Origin of the sequence: Pseudoduganella albidiflava (assembly GCF_004322755.1) — a bacterium.
In the GTDB taxonomy this organism is placed as follows: domain Bacteria; phylum Pseudomonadota; class Gammaproteobacteria; order Burkholderiales; family Burkholderiaceae_D; genus Rugamonas; species Rugamonas albidiflava.
On sequence record NZ_CP036401.1, the window covers coordinates 3,143,604 to 3,159,322 of the forward strand.

Below are 15,719 nucleotides of genomic sequence, written 5' to 3' on the forward strand. Positions count from 1 at the left end.
GTCAGACCCGGCGGGTCTGACCCCGGAATTTGCATCTGGGTTGGCTTGTCCCGGTGTTGTCTTGCGACCAGCGCGTCAGTAAAAAGGCCACCCGAAGGTAGCCTTGCGTCGCGGTCGAGGCGCCTGGAATCAGTCGGCGTCGGCGGCGTAGATGTCGCGGTCCTTGGTTTCACGCACGAACAGCGCGCCGATCACGAACGTGACGAGGGCCACCACGATCGGGTACCACAGGCCGTAGTAGATGTCGCCCTTGAACGCCACCAGCGCGAACACCGTGGTGGGCAGCAGGCCGCCGAACCAGCCGTTGCCGATGTGGTAGGGCAGGGACATCGACGTGTACCGGATCTTGGTCGGGAACATCTCTACCAGCATCGCGGCGATCGGGCCGTACACCATCGTCACGTACAGCACGAGGATGAACAGCAGCAGCACCATCATCGGCTTGTTGATCCGCTCGGGATCGGCCTTGGCCGGGTAGCCGGCCTCGCGGATCGCGGTGGTGACCTGCGCCTTGAAGGCGGTTTCCCGCGCCTTGCTGGCCGCATCGAAGTTCAGGTTATCCGCGGTCATGGCGGCGTTGAACGACGTCAGTTCCTTGTCGCCCACCTTGATCATGGCGACCGTGCCGGCCGGTGCATCCTGGCGCGTGTAGTTCACCGAGGAAGCCGACAGCACGCTCGTCGCGATATCGCAAGACGACGGGAATTTCTTCGTGCCGGTCGGGTTGAACAGGAAGTGGCAGGAGGCCGGATCGGCCACCACCACCACCGGCGCGTTGGTCTGCGCGGTTTCCAGTTGCGGATTGCCGTAGTGCGTCAGCGCCTTGAAGATCGGGAAGTACGTCAGCGCGGCGATCAGGCAGCCGCCCATGATGATCCACTTCCGGCCGATGCGGTCCGACAGCACGCCGAAGATCACGAAGAACGGCGTGGCCAGCAGCAGCGCCACCGCGATCAGGATATTGGCCGTGGCCGATTCGATCATCAGCGTCTTTTCCATGAAGAACAGCGCGTAGAACTGCCCCGTGTACCACACCACGGCCTGGCCCATCGTCAGGCCCACCAGCGCCAGGATGACGATCTTGAGGTTCTTCCACTGGCCGAACGCTTCCGACAGCGGCGCCTTCGAGGTCTTGCCTTCCGCTTTCATCTTGGCAAAAGCGGGGGACTCCTGCATGGCCATCCGGATCCACACCGAAATACCCAGCAGCAGCACGGAGACCAGGAATGGAATGCGCCAGCCCCAGGCCTGGAATTCTTCCTCGCCGACGGCCGTGCGGGTGGCCAGGATCACCAGCAGCGACAGGAACAGGCCCATCGTGGCGGTGGTCTGGATCCACGACGTGAACAGGCCGCGCTTGCCCTCCGGCGCGTGCTCGGCCACGTAGGTGGCGGCGCCGCCGTACTCGCCGCCCAGCGCCAGCCCTTGCAGGATGCGCAGCGTGACGAGGATGATCGGCGCGGCGATGCCGATCGATGCATGGCCCGGCAGCAGGCCGACGATGAACGTGGACATGCCCATCAGCAGGATCGTGATCAGGAACGTGTACTTGCGGCCGATCATGTCGCCCAGGCGGCCGAACACGACGGCACCGAACGGGCGGACGATGAAACCGGCGGCAAAGGCCAGCAGCGCGAAGATGAAGGTGGTGGTGGGATCGCCGATGAAGAATTGCTTGGCGATGATCGATGCGAGCGAACCGTACAGGTAAAAGTCATACCACTCGAATACGGTGCCGAGCGAGGAAGCAAAGATGACTTTCTTCTCCTCCTTGGTCATCGCCGTCGACTTGCCCTTGCCCCCAAGGTTCCGCGGATCCGCGGTGCCAGATGTGCTAGCCATGATAGTAGTCTCCAGTTTATCGGTTGTGCCGTCCGGGTAAGTCCCGGTTATTTTGGCCAGCCCAGTGTGGGCGCCGAAACTTACGCGATTCTTTCATGAAACTTACGCGAACCTTACAGCATGGTACCCAATTGGCGCCGCGACCCGCATCTTCCGGAGTCGGCAATGCCTGCCCGGAGCCGCCGCCTGCATCGTCTGGTCGCGCGCAGGGGATGGGACCTGCGCAAGCGGTGTGGTATCCTCCCGCGCTTATAGACTTAAGCAAACGACAAGGATGCAGGAATGATCAAGCACATCGTGATGTGGAAGCTGAAGGACGAGGCGGAAGGCGCCGACCGCGCCACCAACGCGCGCAAGATGAAGCAGTTGCTGGACGCATGCATCGGCCTGGTGCCGGGCATGGGTACCTTCGAGGTGGTCTTGGCCCAGCCGGGCCTGGAAGCGACGTACGACGTGGTGCTGTACTCCGAGTTTGCCGACAAAACCGCGCTGGACGCCTACCTGGACCATCCGCAGCACGTGGCGCTGAAACCGTTCATCGGCGCCGTGCGCGAAGCGCGCCAGTGCATGGATTACGAGGTGTGACGTGACCGCCGTGCGCGAGCTCTTCAGCCTGCACGGCAAGACCGCCCTGGTCACGGGCGGCTCGCGCGGGCTGGGCTTGCAGATGGCGATGGCGCTGGGCGAACAGGGCGCCACCGTGGCGATCGCCTCGCGCCGGCAGGCCGGGCTCGACGAAGCACTGGCCACGCTGGCGGCCCAGGGCATCGTGGCGCACGCCGTGGTGGCCGACCTGGCCGATCCGGCCGCGGCGGACGCCCTGGCATTGGCGGCGCTGGACCGGCTCGGCCACGTCGACATCCTCGTCAACAACGCGGGCGCCAGCTGGGCCGCGCCAGCCGAGGACACGCCGCCCGAGGCGTGGGACCGCGTGATGAACCTGAACGTGCGCGGCGTGTTCCTGCTCACGCAAGCCATCGGCCGCCGTTCGATGATCCCGCGCCGCGCGGGCAGCATCATCAATGTCGCCTCGATCGCCGGCCTGGCCGGCAACCCGCCCGGTACGATGAAAACGCTGGCCTACAACACATCCAAGGGGGCGATCGTGAACTTCACGCGCACGCTGGCGGGCGAGTGGGGCGCCTACGGCATCAACGTCAACGCCATCGCGCCGGGCTTTTTCCCGTCGAAGATGACGCGCGGCCTGCTCGACGAGATGGGCGGGCGGCTGGCCGCCGAGGCCCCGCTGGGCCGGCTGGGCGGCGACGACGACCTGAAGGGCGCCGTCGTGCTGTTCGCCTCCGCGGCGGGGCGGCACATCACCGGCCAGGTACTGGCCATCGACGGCGGCGTTTCCGCCGTCTGAAGACAACGAATTCAGACGAAACAAAGGTTCAGGAAGCAGATGATAACGTATCAAAGGATCGTACTGGCGGCCCGTCCGCAGGGTGAAGTGACGCCGGAACACTTCCGGCTCGAGACCGTGCCGGTCCCCGAACTCGCGGCCGGGCAACTGCTGGTCCGCAATCACTACCTGTCGCTGGATCCCTACATGCGGGGCCGCATGAACGACGCCCGCAGCTACGCCGCGCCACAGCCGCTGGGCGAGACCATGATCGGCGGCACCGTCGGCGAAGTGGTCGCGTCGCGCCACCCGTCGTTCGCCGAAGGGGACTTCGTCGCCGCGATGGGCGGCTGGGCCGAACTGGCCGTGTCGGACGGCACCGGCTTGCGCAAGCTGGACACGGCCGCGGTGCCGCTGTCCGCCTACCTCGGCGCGGTCGGCATGCCGGGCATGACGGCGTGGTATGGCCTGAACCGCATCCTGGAGACAGCGCCTGGCCAGACCGTCTGCGTCTCGGCGGCCAGCGGCGCGGTGGGCAGCGCCGTCGGCCAGCTGGCGAAGCTGCGCGGCTGCCGCGTGGTCGGCATCGCCGGCGGGCCGGAAAAGTGCGGCTACGTCGTCGATGAACTGGGTTTCGATGCCTGCGTCGATTACCGCGCCGGCAACCTGCGCGCCGACCTGAAGGCCGCGGCGCCGGACGGCATCGACGGCATCTTCGAGAACGTGGGCGGCGAAGTGTTCGACGCGGCGCTGGCACGCACCAACCCGTTCGCCCGCGTCGCCCTGTGCGGCATGATCGCCGGCTACGACGGCGCGGACATCCCGATGCGCAATGTGCGCCTGCTGCTGGCCAACCGCATCACGCTGAGCGGCTTCATCGTCACCGAGCACCTCGATTGCTGGCCGGCCGGGCTGGCCGAGCTGGGCGCACTGGTGGCCACCGGGCAGCTCAAGTACCGTGAAAGCGTGGCGCAAGGCCTGGCGTCGGCGCCGCAAGCCTTCATCGGCCTGCTCAAGGGCCGCAATTTCGGCAAACAACTGGTGAAACTGATGTGAACGAGGTGAGCATGAACTCCCATGAAATCCGTTACGGCGACTGGGCCACGCTCAGCGCCGATGCGCAGGTGATCCGCATCGCCGTCTTCGTGCAGGAACAGAACGTTCCCGCCGAACTGGAAATGGATGAGAAGGATGCCGTCTGCCTGCACGCCGTCGCGTACGACGCGGCCGGCACCCCGGTCGGCACCGGCCGCCTGCTGCCGGACGGCCATATCGGCCGCATGGCCGTCATGAAGGACGCGCGCGGCACCGGCATCGGCAGCGCGCTGCTGCGCGGCCTGATGGCGCATGCCCGCGAACGCGGCCACCCCGAGGTGGAGCTGTCCGCGCAAACCCATGCGGCATCGTTCTACCGCGCGCATGGCTTCGAACAGGTGGGCGACGAGTTCCACGAAGCTGGAATAGCCCACGTGGCGATGCGGCGCGCGTTCTGAGCGTCACACCAGCTTGCCCACATCCAGGATCGCCTGGGCGAAAGCGCGTGGCGCTTCCTGCGGCAGGTTGTGGCCGATGCCGCCGGCCAGGTGGCGATGCTGGTACTTGCCGGTGAATTTTCTCGCATAGGCCTTCGGGTCGGGATGTGGCGCGCCGTTCGCGTCGCCTTCCATCGTGATGGTCGGCACTGTCACGTCGGGGAACGCGGCCAGCTGGCGCTCCAGATTGTCGTAGCGGCGTTCGCCAGGCGCGAGCCCGAGCCGCCAGCGGTAGTTGCTGACGGAGATCGCCACATGGTCCGGGTTGTCGAGCGATGCCGCTGAACGCGCGAATGTCGCGTCATCGAACTTCCACTGCGGCGAAGCCAGCGCCCAGATCAGCCGGGCAAACGCATGGGTGTTTTCCCGGTACCCCAGCTCGCCGCGCGGCGTGGCGAAGTAATACTGGTACCACCATTGCAGCTCGGCCTGTGGCGCCAGCGGCTTGCGGTTGGCTTCCTGGCTGCCGATCAGGTAGCCGCTGACGGACACCAGTGCGTGGAAGCGTTGCGGCCACAGGGCAGCCAGCGTGGTGGCGATGCGCGCGCCCCAGTCGAAGCCGGCCACGATCGCCCGGTCGATCTTCAGCGCATCCATGAATGCCAGCGCATCGGCGGTGAAGCTGGCCTGCTGCCCGTTGCGCGGCGTGTCCGCGGCAAGGAAGCGCGTGGTGCCATAGCCGCGCAGGTGCGGGATGATGACGCGATAGCCGGCGGCCGCGAGGATCGGCGCTACGTCGATGAAGGCATGGATGTCGTACGGCCAGCCGTGGAACAGCACCACGGGACGGCCATCCGCGGGACCGGCATCGACATAGCCGATATCAAGTACGCCGGCGCGGACCTGGCGGATCGTGGTGAACCTGCTGGAGGCAGGGGAAATGCCGCTCGCGCCGGACGATGCGGCGGGCGGCGCGGCGGCCACGCCGCCGATCAGGCCGGCCTGGCTGGCGGCGATGCCGAGGGCGGCGGTGTTCAGGAAGTTGCGGCGTCGCTGGTTGACTGCCTGGTCCATGGTGTTCTCCTTTTATGAATGGTGGCGCGCTGCCGGTGTCGCGGTGCATGTCCGGCTTGTCGTGGCGATTCCGCACCTGCGGCATCGACCAGGCCATTACACCGCCGCCACGTATCCGGGAAATGTCCGTGGCGGCGCCACCTGCATGCGCAGGTATCGCCGGCCGCGCCGGATACGCCGGGATACAAACCGATGCCGCCTTCCGTGCGCTGAAGCTGCCGCCACGCTGCCAAGATGGTGGCCAGCCGATGGTGGCAAGACAGAAGGGTGACAGGCGAGGAGGCGCATCGATGGATGAACTGGAGGAACGGCTGCTGGCCGAACTGCGGCGCTATGCCGCCAACCGGCTGAAGGACGTGGCGCGAGGCGCCGAAACGCGCGAACTGGCGGGCTTGCTGGTGGAAAAATACGGCTACGGGCTGGCCAAGGCGCTGGCCATCGCCCGCGAGCTGGCGGGCGAACCGGGCGTGGACCTGGCCCGGGAGATCGAACGTGTCGTGCTCGAGGTGGACCCCGAGGCGGTGGAGCACCGCAGCCGCCGCTGGGATGCCGCGCCGGCCGGGCTGTCGCTGCCGCCGCGCCGGGTCTAGCCGCGCGTGCCCAGCGGCGGCAACGTGGCGATTTCTCCGCAGCGCTCCGCCAGCAGCGCATGCAATTGCCGCACGGCCGGTGAGAACTGGCGCCGGTGCGGGCAGATCAGCTGCAGTGGCGCCGTCTCGCCCGGCTGCCCGGGCAGCACCACGGCCAGCCGGCCGGCCTGCACGTCGGCGCTTACGTCGAGCCACGACTTGTAGGCGATGCCCTCGCCGGCGATGGCCCAGCGGCGCACCACGTCGGCATCGTCGCTGGCCAGCGGGCCCTTGACCTGCACGGTACGGCGGCCCTTGTCCAGCGGGAAGCCCCATTTGTCATAGAGGCGGCCGCCCATGTGCCACAGCAGGCAGGAATGCCGCGGCAGCTCGTCCAGCGTTTGCGGCGTGCCGCATTGCTCGAGATAGCCCGGCGCGGCCACCAGCACGCGCCGGTTGTCCGGTGCGACAGGCAGCGCCACGAAGCTGGCATCCTGCACGGTGCCGTAGCGGAGCGCGATGTCGACCGGGTCGCGGAACACGTCCGTCACCTGGTCGGAAAACTGCACGCGCAGCTCCAGCTTCGGATGCCGGCGGCGAAACGCCGTCAGCCACGGCAGCAGCACGTTGCGGCCGAAATCCGATGGCGCGGTGATCTGCAGGGTGCCGGCCAGGGTGTCGGTGCCGCGGTGCAGCTCGTCGCGGCCGCTGTGCAGCAGGTCGATCACCTCCCTGGCATAGGGCAGGTAGCGTTCGCCCTCGTCGGTCAGGCGCAGGCTGCGCGTGGAGCGGGCGAACAGGCGGACATCGAGGTCGCGCTCGAGCCGCATGATGGCGGCGCTGACCTGGCCCGGCAGCAGGTTCGCTTCGCGCGCGGCCTTGGTGAAGCTGCCGCAGGCGGCGGTGCGGACAAACAGCGAGAGATCTTCGAAGCGGATGGCCATGCGATTTTCATTCGGCGAGAGAAAGTGCTACCCGATTATATGGCTTTTTGCGTTGCCACTCCCGCCATATGATGGTCCCCGTCAACTCAACTGGAGTACCAGCACATGAAAGCAATCGTTTATACCCGCCATGGCTTGCCGATCGAGGACCCGGAGTCGCTGGTCGAGATGGTTCTGCCGGATCCCGTGCCCGGTCCGCGCGACCTGCTGGTGCGGGTGCACGCGGTGTCGGTCAATCCGGTCGACACCAAGGTGCGCCGCGGTGCGGCCGTCGCGCAGCCCCGGGTGCTGGGCTGGGACGTGGCCGGCGTCGTCGAAGCGGTGGGCAGCGACGTCACCGCGTTCCGGCCGGGCGACGAGGTGTATTACGCCGGTTCGCTGACGCGGCCCGGCTCGTACAGCGAACTGCACCTGGTCGACGAGCGGATTGCCGGGCACAAGCCGGCAACGCTGGGCTTTGCCGATGCCGCGGCATTGCCGCTGACGTCGCTCACGGCGTGGGAGTTGCTGTTCGACCGGCTGAACGTGCCGGAGGGCGGCGGTGCCGAGCGGTCGCTGCTGGTCATCGGTGCCGCGGGCGGCGTCGGTTCGATCTTGACGCAACTGGCCAGGAAACTGACCGGGCTGACCGTGATCGGCACCGCCTCCCGGCCGGAGACCGCCGGCTGGGTCACCGAACTGGGCGCGCACCACGTGATCGACCATGCGCGGCCGATGCAGGCGCAATTGCAGGCACTGGGCTTCAAGTATGCCGATATCGTCATCAGCCTGACGCACACCGACCAGCACTACGCCGACATCGTCGACATCCTCGCGCCGCAAGGCCAGTTCGCGCTGATCGACGATCCGGACACGCTCGATGCCATGCCGCTCAAGCGCAAGAGCATCTCGCTGCACTGGGAACTGATGTTTACCCGTTCGATGTTTGAAACGGCGGACATGGCGCGCCAGCGCGACATCCTCGACCGCGTGGCCGCGCTGGTCGACAGCGGCGAGCTGCGCACCACCGTTGGCGAACACATCGGCAAGATCGATGCGCCGAACCTGCGCCGCGCCCACGCCATCATCGAGAGCGGCAAGGCGCGCGGCAAGCTGGTGCTGGCCGGTTTCTGAACATGCCGGTGCCGCGTTGCCGCCAGCGCGCGCGACGCGGTACCATGGCGCCCGTTTTTTATTCTTCAACAGGAAAGTCCCGAATGGATATCGTTGCCAAGGCGCGCCAGCGCTACACCGTGAAATCGTATGACCGTGAACGCAAGGTTCCGGCGGAAATCATCGACCAGCTGCGCGAGGTGCTGCGCCTCGCGCCGTCGTCGGTCAATTCGCAACCGTGGCATTTCGTCGTCGCCGCCACGCCGGAAGGCAAGGAACGCATCGCCAGGGCCGCCGAGGCGGGCTTCCAGTACAACGCGGCGAAGATCCGCGACGCCTCCCACGTCATCGTGCTGGCCACCAAGGTGGCGCCGGACGAGGCGCAGCTGGCCGCCGTGCTGGAACAGGAAGCCAGGGACGGGCGCTTCGTCAACGACGCGGCGAAGTCGGCGCAGCATGCCGGCCGCATGTCGTACACCAACCTGCACCGGTTCACGCAGAAGGACGTCCCGTTCTGGTACGAAAAGCAGACCTACCTCGCGCTGGGCACGCTGCTGCAGGCCGCCGCGCTGCTCGACGTGGGCGCCACGCCGATGGAAGGCTTCAATGCCGAAGTGCTGGACAAGGAACTGGGCCTGCGCGACAAGGGCTTCACCGGCACCGTGATCGTCTCGCTGGGCTACAGCAGCGGCGAAGACTTCAACGCCAAGCTGCCCAAATCGCGGCTGCCCGCCGAGCAGGTGTTTACCGACATCTGAAAGCTTGCAAAAACCGGTGACAGTGAAGTGACCCCAAGAAGTTGGACGGTTTGTTAGCTATGCTGCTTGTAGCTGAGTTCTGTACTGCACGGGACTCAGCCCGTTCAACCTAAGCTTGATGCGCTTGTGATTGTAGTAGCGGATGTACTTCACCAGGCCTTTCTTCAGCTCCTCAATACTGGCAAATTTCTGCAGATGGAAGTACTCAGTCTTGAGTACGGCGAAGAAGCTCTCCATGGCAGCGTTGTCGAGGCAATTTCCTTTGCGAGACATGCTCTGCACGACATTTTTATCCTCCAGCGCCTTCCGGTAAGCGGGCTTCCGATAGTGCCATCCCTGGTCCGAGTGAAGGATTGGCTTGTCGTCTTTGCCGAGCTTTCGCAGAGCTTTTTTAACCATGTTGGTAACCAAGCTCAGCACTGGCCGGGTGTTCGTCTCGAAGGCGATGATCTCGCCGTTGCACAGATCCATCACCGGCGAGAGATACAGTTTTTTGCCAGCGACATTGAACTCCGTGACATCAGTTACCCACTTCTCGTGCATGGCCGCAGCTTCAAAATCGCGGTCCAAGAGGTTATCTGCAGCTTCGCCCACTTCGCCTTTGTAAGAACGATACTTCTTCGGCCGCACCAGCGATTTCAAGCCGAGCTCGCTCATCAAACGCTGTACACGTTTGTGGTTAACTTTATGCCCGTCCTTGCGGATCTCAGCGGCCACACGGCGATAGCCATAGCGCCCGTGGTTGCCGTCGAAGACGCCCTGAACACGATTTTTTAAGGCCTCGTCACGATCGCCTAGCTTGGCCACTTGCTGCTGATAGTAGTAAGTGCTGCGCGCCAGGCCTGCTACTTCCAGCAAGCCATCCAAAGGGAAACGCTGCCTCAGTTCAGTGATTACTTTCGCTTTTTGCGCGCTATCGCACGCTGCTGCTTCTGTTCCTGAACCAAGGCCCCCAGCTTTTTTAGGTAGGCGTTCTCCATCCGCAAGTAGTTCACTTCTTTGAGAAGCTCTTCAAGGGTCTTGGCCTCTTCATCGAGAGGCGTTTGCGGCGCGGGCGGCTGGGATGTGGGCATTTTCTTCGGTCTCTGGCGCGGTCGGGGACTGAGCGCATCTATACCGCCGCTATGATAACAGCGCTCCCACTGGCCGATGCTGCCGGTATGGCGCACGTTGAAAATCACGGCCGTCTCGAAACATGACAACTCATGCTTCCACATGTACTGCAATATCGATAGCTTGCCCTCAGCGCTGTGCCTATGTTGCTTCTTCTCCAGTCCCGCCACACCATGAGCGTCGTATAGCCTGATCCATAAATAGACCAGACTAGGATCTACGCCCATTTCGTTGCCAAGACGAACGCATCCCAATGGCCCGGCTCGATATCGATCGACCACCTCTTGCTTGAACTGCACACCATACTTCGCCATGAAAAACCCCAAAAGTTGGTGTCCAACTTTTAGGGTTCAGTTCACAGGCTCCGATTTCTACAAGCTTTCGAGAGGCCTTCGAGAGGCTTTCGAACATAATCGGAGCCTGTCACCGGTTTTTGGAACCTTTCGAACGTAATCGGAGCCTGTCACCGGTTTTCATAATCGGAGCCTGTGACCGGTTTTCGGTCAGCGGAACACCTGCTCGTGCAGCACGGCCGGGGCTTCGGCATACAGCTTGACGAGGGTCGAGGTGCGGGTGCCGTAGTCGGGCGATTCGATCTTGACGGCCGACAGTTGCCGCTCGCGCTCCAGCGGAACGCCGGTGTCCGGCAAGCGCTGGTCGGGTGCGCGGGCGGTGTCGGCCAGCATCTCGAAATAGGCTTCTTCCGGCGCGCCCAGGCACAGCAGGCTGGCGAATTGCGCCTTGGTCTTGAGGACCTTCGGCCACGGCGAGTCGAGCAGCGCGTTGGACAGGCCATACACCCCGGGGCCCAGCGGTTGCCCGTTGCGCGGGTCCGCGTCGCCGCGGTTGGAGAACCACACCAGTTCCTCGCCATCGCACAACACCAGGTTGAAGCCGTTGTACGCGCCGGCACCGGGGCGGATCTGCTCGACATAGTCGCGCGCGCTCATCGTCGCGGACAGGAAGTTCGACACCAGCATGCCGCGCGACGGCGCCTGCGGGTCGTGGTCCTGCGGCGCCCGGATGTTGGTGATGGCGGCAAAGCGCGACGGCGCCTTGCCATCGCTGTCGACCGGTGCGAAGCCGCCGTCCTGGCAGCGCGCGCGCAGCGGCGAGACGTTGGCCGCCCACTGGCAGTCCGGGCCATCCGGGCGCGTCACGCCCATCCAGCTGCCACCGGCCTTGAGGTCGCGGCCGGCGATGACTTGCGGGTTTTCTTCCCACGGCCCGGCCGCGGCGCTGGCGCGGTCATAGTATTCGTCGCGGTTGGCGGCGGCGATCAGCGGCACGCCGGGTACCACGCGCCAGGCGAAAACGATCAGGCACATGAGGGGATATCCATGAAGAGTTCAGTATGTCGGGGACCCGCGATCAGCGTGTCCAGGCCGGCAGCGGCGACGGCTTGCGTCAACGCTGCCGTGAAACCAGGCGTGGTGGCGGGGTAGACTTCCATCCACGTCTGCACGCCGTCCGGGCTGTCCGGCCGGCGTTTCAGTTGCGGCGCCACGCCATGGGCGGCTGCCAGTTGCGCCTGCAGCGCACGCACGCGCGGCATCAGTGCTTCCGCGTCGCCCGTGGCAACGCGGTAATAGACATACAGGTCCATCAGCACCGGCCCGTCACACTTCCAGCTTGTCCAGCACGTAGGGCAGCGGCTGGAACGCCAGCGCGGGGCCATCCGCGGCGCGGGCGCGCACGTCGCCCGCTTCCAGCGCATCGAGCTTCATCTCGACCAGCGCATCGACGCCGCCGCCGCCGTTGGGCGCCGCGTTGACGACCATGCCGCAAGGCTGGCCGGGATCGGCTGGCGTGAAGACTTCCGTGCCGGGACCGACCGTGGCATCGTCGATCGTCACCAGCGCCGTGCGGCGTTTCAGCTTGCCCAGGTACTGGCTGCGCGCGACGATTTCCTGGCCCGGGTAGCAGCCCTTCTTGAAGTTCACGCCGCCCAGCAGCTCGAAGTTGATCATCTGCGGCACGAACTGTTCCTGCGTGGCGGCGGCGATGAGCGGCACGCCGGCATGGATATCCGACAGGCGCCACGCCGCGTTGCCGCCGACGACCAGCCGGTCGGCCAGTTCCGGCGCCACGGTGGTGGCCGTTTCCGGCGTGGTCAGCCACAGGTAGCGGGGCGCGCCGAACGCATCGGCCACGCGCAGCAGCGTGCCCAGTGGATGGTCCAGCTTCGTGTACGGCGCAGCGGGCAGGGCGTCGAACCAGGTTTGCAGCACCGCTTCCGCCAGCGCGCCGCCCAGGCCCAGCGCCACGCGCTGTTCCGTCACGTCCACCGGCTTGGTCTTGGCGCGCAGCACGAACATCTGCAGCCGCTTCTGGATCGCCGGCTGGATGTCGCGCGCCAGTTGCAGGTAGACGGACTGCTCGTCCTTCCACATCAGGAAGCTGGCCAGCAGACGTCCCTTCGGCGAGCAATAGCCGGCCAGGCGCACTTCGCCGGCGCCCAGGTGCTCGACATCGTTGGTCAGCTGCGAGTGGAGGAACGCGGCCGTATCGTCGCCGCTGAAGGCGATCAGGCCCAGGTCGGTGACCGGGGCCACGAAGCCGGCGGCCAGCGCGGTGCGCGTGGGCGCTTCGGCGGGAGCTGCAAGGAGTTGATTCCAGTTGTTCATATTTTTAGATACTTTGGCTAGATATTGCCCACGAAGGCCCACTCAGTTGCCTGCGAAGGCATTATGATTACGGGCTCATTATAAAGATCCCGCGCCAAACGCGCCGGCCACCCCCAAAACGGGTCGCGCGGCCCCGCGCGGGGAGCATACGACATGGCATTCATAACAAAAACGCTGGCGCTCGGCGTGCTGGTCGCGGCGGCCGCGGCGGGCGGCTTCGCCTGGTGGTCGGAGCAGCCGATCGTTGGCGAGGGAGACAATATCCCGTTCACCATCAACAAGGGCAGCGGCGCCCACGCCGCCGGCCAGCAGATCGCCGAAGCGGGCGTGCCGATCCAGCCGCTCCTGTTCAACCTGCTGGCGCGCTTCACCGGCAAGAGCGGCAAGCTGAAGGCCGGTTCCTACGAACTGAAGCCGGGCACCACGCCGCTGCGGCTGATCGACCAGCTGGTGCGCGGCGAGTTCGCCCAGGAATCGCTGACGATCATCGAGGGCTGGACATTCCGCCAGATGCGCCAGGCGATCGCCGCCCACAAGGGTCTGAAACATGACACCGTGGGCCTGTCGGACACCCAGCTGATGGAAAAACTCGGTTCCCAGTACAAGCAGCCGGAAGGGCTGTTCTTCCCCGACACCTACCTGTTCGCCAAGGGCTCGTCGGAACTGCAGATCTACAAGCAGGCCCACACGGCGCTGCTGCAGCACCTCGATGCCGCATGGGCGCAGCGCGCCGCCGATCTCCCGTATGCGGACAAGTACCAGGCGCTGACGATGGCCTCGATCGTGGAAAAGGAAACCGGTCAAAAGGCCGAGCGGGCGATGATCGCCGCGGTCTTCGTCAACCGCCTGAAGCTGGGCATGATGCTGCAGACCGACCCTACCGTGATCTACGGCCTGGGCGAGAAATTCGACGGCAATATCCGCAAGAAGGACCTGGAAACGGACACCCCGTACAATACCTACACGCGCAACGGCCTGCCGCCGACGCCGATCGCGCTGCCGGGCGTGCAATCGCTGGGTGCCGCGCTGGCGCCGGCAAAGACGACGGCTTTGTATTTCGTCGCCCGCGGCAACGGCACGAGCCATTTTTCCGATAACCTGACCGATCACAACCGGGCGGTCAACCAGTACCAGCGCAGGCAATGAGTGGGAAGTTTATGAGCAGGGAGTCGATGAGCCAGGGTACCCCGGCGGCACGCGGCAAGTTCATCACGTTCGAGGGGATCGACGGCGCCGGCAAATCCACGCACATCCAGTACGTGGGTGAGCTGATCCGCGCCCGTGGCGTGGAGCTGGTCAGTTCCCGCGAACCGGGCGGCACGCCGCTGGGCGAGAAGCTGCGCGAACTCGTGCTGCACGAAGCCATGCACCTGGAAACGGAAGCGCTGCTGGTCTTCGCCAGCCGCCGCGAGCACATCGCCCAGGTGATCGAGCCGGCGCTGGCACGCGGCGCCTGGGTCATTTCCGACCGCTTCACCGACGCCAGCTTCGCCTACCAGGGCGGCGGCCGGGGGCTGGAACTCGTCAAGCTGGACACGCTGGCCAACTGGGTGCACCCGGAACTGTGGCCGGACCTGACGATCCTGTTCGACGTACCGCTCGAGGTGGCGCGGGCCCGGCTCGACGCCACCCGCCAGCTCGACAGGTTCGAGCAGGAAAAGGCCGACTTCTTCCTGGCCGCGCGCAACGAGTACCTGCGCCGCGCCGCGCAGGAACCGCGGCGCTTCCGGGTGATCGATTCCACCCAGCCGATCGATGCGATCCGCGTGCAGCTGGCGGCCATCGTCGCCGCACTGGAGTGACCATGGAAACGACTTCCGCGATCTATCCGTGGCAACGCGATGCGTGGCAGACCTTGCAGCAGGTGCGCCAGCGCCTGCCCCACGCGGTGCTGTTCCACGGCCCGGCCGGCATCGGCAAGGCCGACTTCATCGAGCATTTCGCCCAGTCGCTGCTGTGCGAGGACGTGCGCGCGGACGGGCACCCGTGCAATGCGTGCGCGTCGTGCGGCTGGTTCGTCCAGCAAAGCCACCCGGATTTCCGGCGCATCCGCCCCGAAGCGCTGGAGGACGACGGCGCCGGCGAGGGCGAGGAGGGCGAGGAAAAGAAGAAGAGCAAGGCGCCTTCCAAGGAAATCAAGATCGAGCAGGTGCGCTCGCTGGCCGATTTCATGAACATCTCCACGCACCGGCAAGGCTTGCGCGTGGTGGTGCTGTATCCGGCCGAGGCGCTGAACATGCCGGCCTCGAATGCGCTGCTGAAGACGCTGGAAGAACCGCCGCCGGGTACCGTGTTCCTGCTGTCGTCGAACAGCCTGGACCGCCTGCTGCCGACCATCCTGTCGCGCTGCCGCAAGTTCGCGCTGTCGATGCCGCCGCACGCCGAGGCGCTGGCCTGGCTGGAATCGCAGGGCGTGGCGCAGGCCGATGGCTGGCTGAGCGAGCAGGGCGGCGCGCCGCTGGCCGCGCTGGCCCAGGCGGAAACCGGCAGCCGCGAGGACATGGACACGCTGCTGCAGTACCTGGCCCACCCCTCGGTCGAGAATGCGCTGCGCACGGCCGACAAGATGCAGAAGGTGCCGCTGACGTCCGTAGTGGCGTGGCAGCAGCGCTGGCTGTACGACCTGTTCTCGCTGAAGCTGTCCGGCCGGATCCGCTACTATCCCCGCTACCAGCGCGAGCTGAAGGGGCTGGCGGACCGGGTGCCGGTGTCCGGCCTGCTGGCGGCGATCAAGAGCACGGCCGAGCGGCGCGCCACGTCGGACCATCCGCTGTCGCCGAAGCTGTTCCTGGAAGACCTGCTGCTCGACTATACGTCGTGCTGCCGCTGACGATGCAAGAGTGACGATGCATGAGTGACGATGCCTGAATGACGATGCATGAG

Annotated in this window: 17 protein-coding genes; 10 read left to right on the forward strand and 7 right to left on the reverse strand. The window is 65.7% G+C overall.

Annotated features, from left to right (window positions below; genetic code table 11):
• Positions 1–129: 129 nt before the first annotated feature.
• Positions 130–1,842: an MFS transporter gene (locus EYF70_RS13025; RefSeq protein WP_131145784.1), complete on the reverse strand. Its 1,713-nt coding sequence runs from the start codon at positions 1,840–1,842 to the stop codon at positions 130–132.
• Positions 1,843–2,124: 282 nt separating this feature from the next.
• Here EYF70_RS13025 and EYF70_RS13030 point away from each other — a divergent pair, with 282 nt between their 5' ends.
• From EYF70_RS13030 to EYF70_RS13045, 4 genes are read left to right on the forward strand one after another with little or no spacing between them, the layout of a single operon-like run.
• Positions 2,125–2,427, forward strand: a complete 303-nt coding sequence (locus EYF70_RS13030) for a Dabb family protein (RefSeq protein WP_131145785.1) — start codon at positions 2,125–2,127, stop codon at positions 2,425–2,427.
• Position 2,428: 1 nt separating this feature from the next.
• Positions 2,429–3,208, forward strand: coding sequence for an SDR family oxidoreductase (locus EYF70_RS13035; RefSeq protein WP_131145786.1), 780 nt, complete (start codon positions 2,429–2,431; stop codon positions 3,206–3,208).
• A gap of 39 nt (positions 3,209–3,247) precedes the next feature.
• On the forward strand, positions 3,248–4,243 hold the full coding sequence (locus tag EYF70_RS13040) for an NADP-dependent oxidoreductase (RefSeq protein ID WP_131145787.1): 996 nt from the start codon (positions 3,248–3,250) through the stop codon (positions 4,241–4,243).
• An 11-nt stretch (positions 4,244–4,254) separates the two neighbouring features.
• Positions 4,255–4,680: a GNAT family N-acetyltransferase gene (locus EYF70_RS13045; RefSeq protein ID WP_131145788.1), complete on the forward strand. Its 426-nt coding sequence runs from the start codon at positions 4,255–4,257 to the stop codon at positions 4,678–4,680.
• A 3-nt stretch (positions 4,681–4,683) separates the two neighbouring features.
• On the opposite strand, the gene EYF70_RS13050 is transcribed toward EYF70_RS13045, so the two are convergent.
• Entirely contained in the window at positions 4,684–5,733 is a 1,050-nt protein-coding gene (locus EYF70_RS13050; RefSeq protein WP_131145789.1) for an alpha/beta fold hydrolase, read from the reverse strand.
• Positions 5,734–6,023: 290 nt separating this feature from the next.
• On the opposite strand from EYF70_RS13050, the gene EYF70_RS13055 reads away from it, so the two are divergent.
• On the forward strand, positions 6,024–6,323 hold the full coding sequence (locus EYF70_RS13055; protein WP_131145790.1) for a hypothetical protein: 300 nt from the start codon (positions 6,024–6,026) through the stop codon (positions 6,321–6,323).
• On the opposite strand, the gene EYF70_RS13060 is transcribed toward EYF70_RS13055, so the two are convergent.
• Complete coding sequence (locus EYF70_RS13060; RefSeq protein WP_131145791.1) at positions 6,320–7,246, reverse strand: LysR family transcriptional regulator; 927 nt, start codon at positions 7,244–7,246, stop codon at positions 6,320–6,322. The genes EYF70_RS13055 and EYF70_RS13060 overlap by 4 nt on opposite strands.
• Positions 7,247–7,351: 105 nt before the next feature.
• On the opposite strand from EYF70_RS13060, the gene EYF70_RS13065 reads away from it, so the two are divergent.
• Both EYF70_RS13065 and nfsB read left to right on the forward strand, forming a co-directional pair.
• A complete protein-coding gene (locus EYF70_RS13065) occupies positions 7,352–8,359 on the forward strand; it encodes a zinc-binding alcohol dehydrogenase family protein (RefSeq protein ID WP_131145792.1) in 1,008 nt (335 codons plus the stop codon).
• Positions 8,360–8,442: 83 nt separating this feature from the next.
• Positions 8,443–9,096, forward strand: coding sequence for an oxygen-insensitive NAD(P)H nitroreductase (gene nfsB, locus EYF70_RS13070; protein ID WP_131145793.1), 654 nt, complete (start codon positions 8,443–8,445; stop codon positions 9,094–9,096).
• Between the two features lie 57 nt (positions 9,097–9,153).
• Here nfsB and EYF70_RS13075 read toward each other — a convergent pair.
• The 4 genes from EYF70_RS13075 to ygfZ all read right to left on the reverse strand — a co-directional run bounded on the left by EYF70_RS13075 (position 9,154) and on the right by ygfZ (position 12,836).
• Positions 9,154–10,523 (reverse strand): IS3 family transposase gene (locus EYF70_RS13075; RefSeq protein WP_131145794.1). Its coding sequence is split into 2 segments (ribosomal slippage): positions 9,154–10,040 and positions 10,040–10,523, totalling 1,371 coding nucleotides; the frame shifts between segments, so codons are not numbered across the junction.
• Between the two features lie 189 nt (positions 10,524–10,712).
• A complete protein-coding gene (locus EYF70_RS13080) occupies positions 10,713–11,537 on the reverse strand; it encodes an NRDE family protein (protein ID WP_131145795.1) in 825 nt (274 codons plus the stop codon).
• The gene (locus EYF70_RS13085; RefSeq protein WP_131145796.1) at positions 11,528–11,815 is read right to left on the reverse strand and encodes a DUF4936 family protein; all 288 of its coding nucleotides are present in this window, start codon (positions 11,813–11,815) and stop codon (positions 11,528–11,530) included. Before EYF70_RS13085 ends, EYF70_RS13080 begins: the two co-directional genes overlap by 10 nt.
• A 13-nt stretch (positions 11,816–11,828) precedes the next feature.
• On the reverse strand, positions 11,829–12,836 hold the full coding sequence (ygfZ, locus tag EYF70_RS13090) for a CAF17-like 4Fe-4S cluster assembly/insertion protein YgfZ (protein ID WP_131145797.1): 1,008 nt from the start codon (positions 12,834–12,836) through the stop codon (positions 11,829–11,831).
• Between the two features lie 153 nt (positions 12,837–12,989).
• Between ygfZ and mltG the strand changes: the two genes are divergently transcribed.
• Genes mltG through EYF70_RS13105 form a run of 3 tightly spaced genes read left to right on the forward strand, consistent with a single transcriptional unit; the run spans position 12,990 to position 15,666 of the window.
• On the forward strand, positions 12,990–13,982 hold the full coding sequence (mltG, locus tag EYF70_RS13095; protein WP_131145798.1) for an endolytic transglycosylase MltG: 993 nt from the start codon (positions 12,990–12,992) through the stop codon (positions 13,980–13,982).
• 26 nt (positions 13,983–14,008) lie between these two features.
• A complete protein-coding gene (gene tmk / locus EYF70_RS13100; RefSeq protein WP_131145799.1) occupies positions 14,009–14,638 on the forward strand; it encodes a dTMP kinase in 630 nt (209 codons plus the stop codon).
• A 2-nt stretch (positions 14,639–14,640) separates the two neighbouring features.
• On the forward strand, positions 14,641–15,666 hold the full coding sequence (locus EYF70_RS13105; protein ID WP_131145800.1) for a DNA polymerase III subunit delta': 1,026 nt from the start codon (positions 14,641–14,643) through the stop codon (positions 15,664–15,666).
• Positions 15,667–15,719 lie beyond the last annotated feature (53 nt).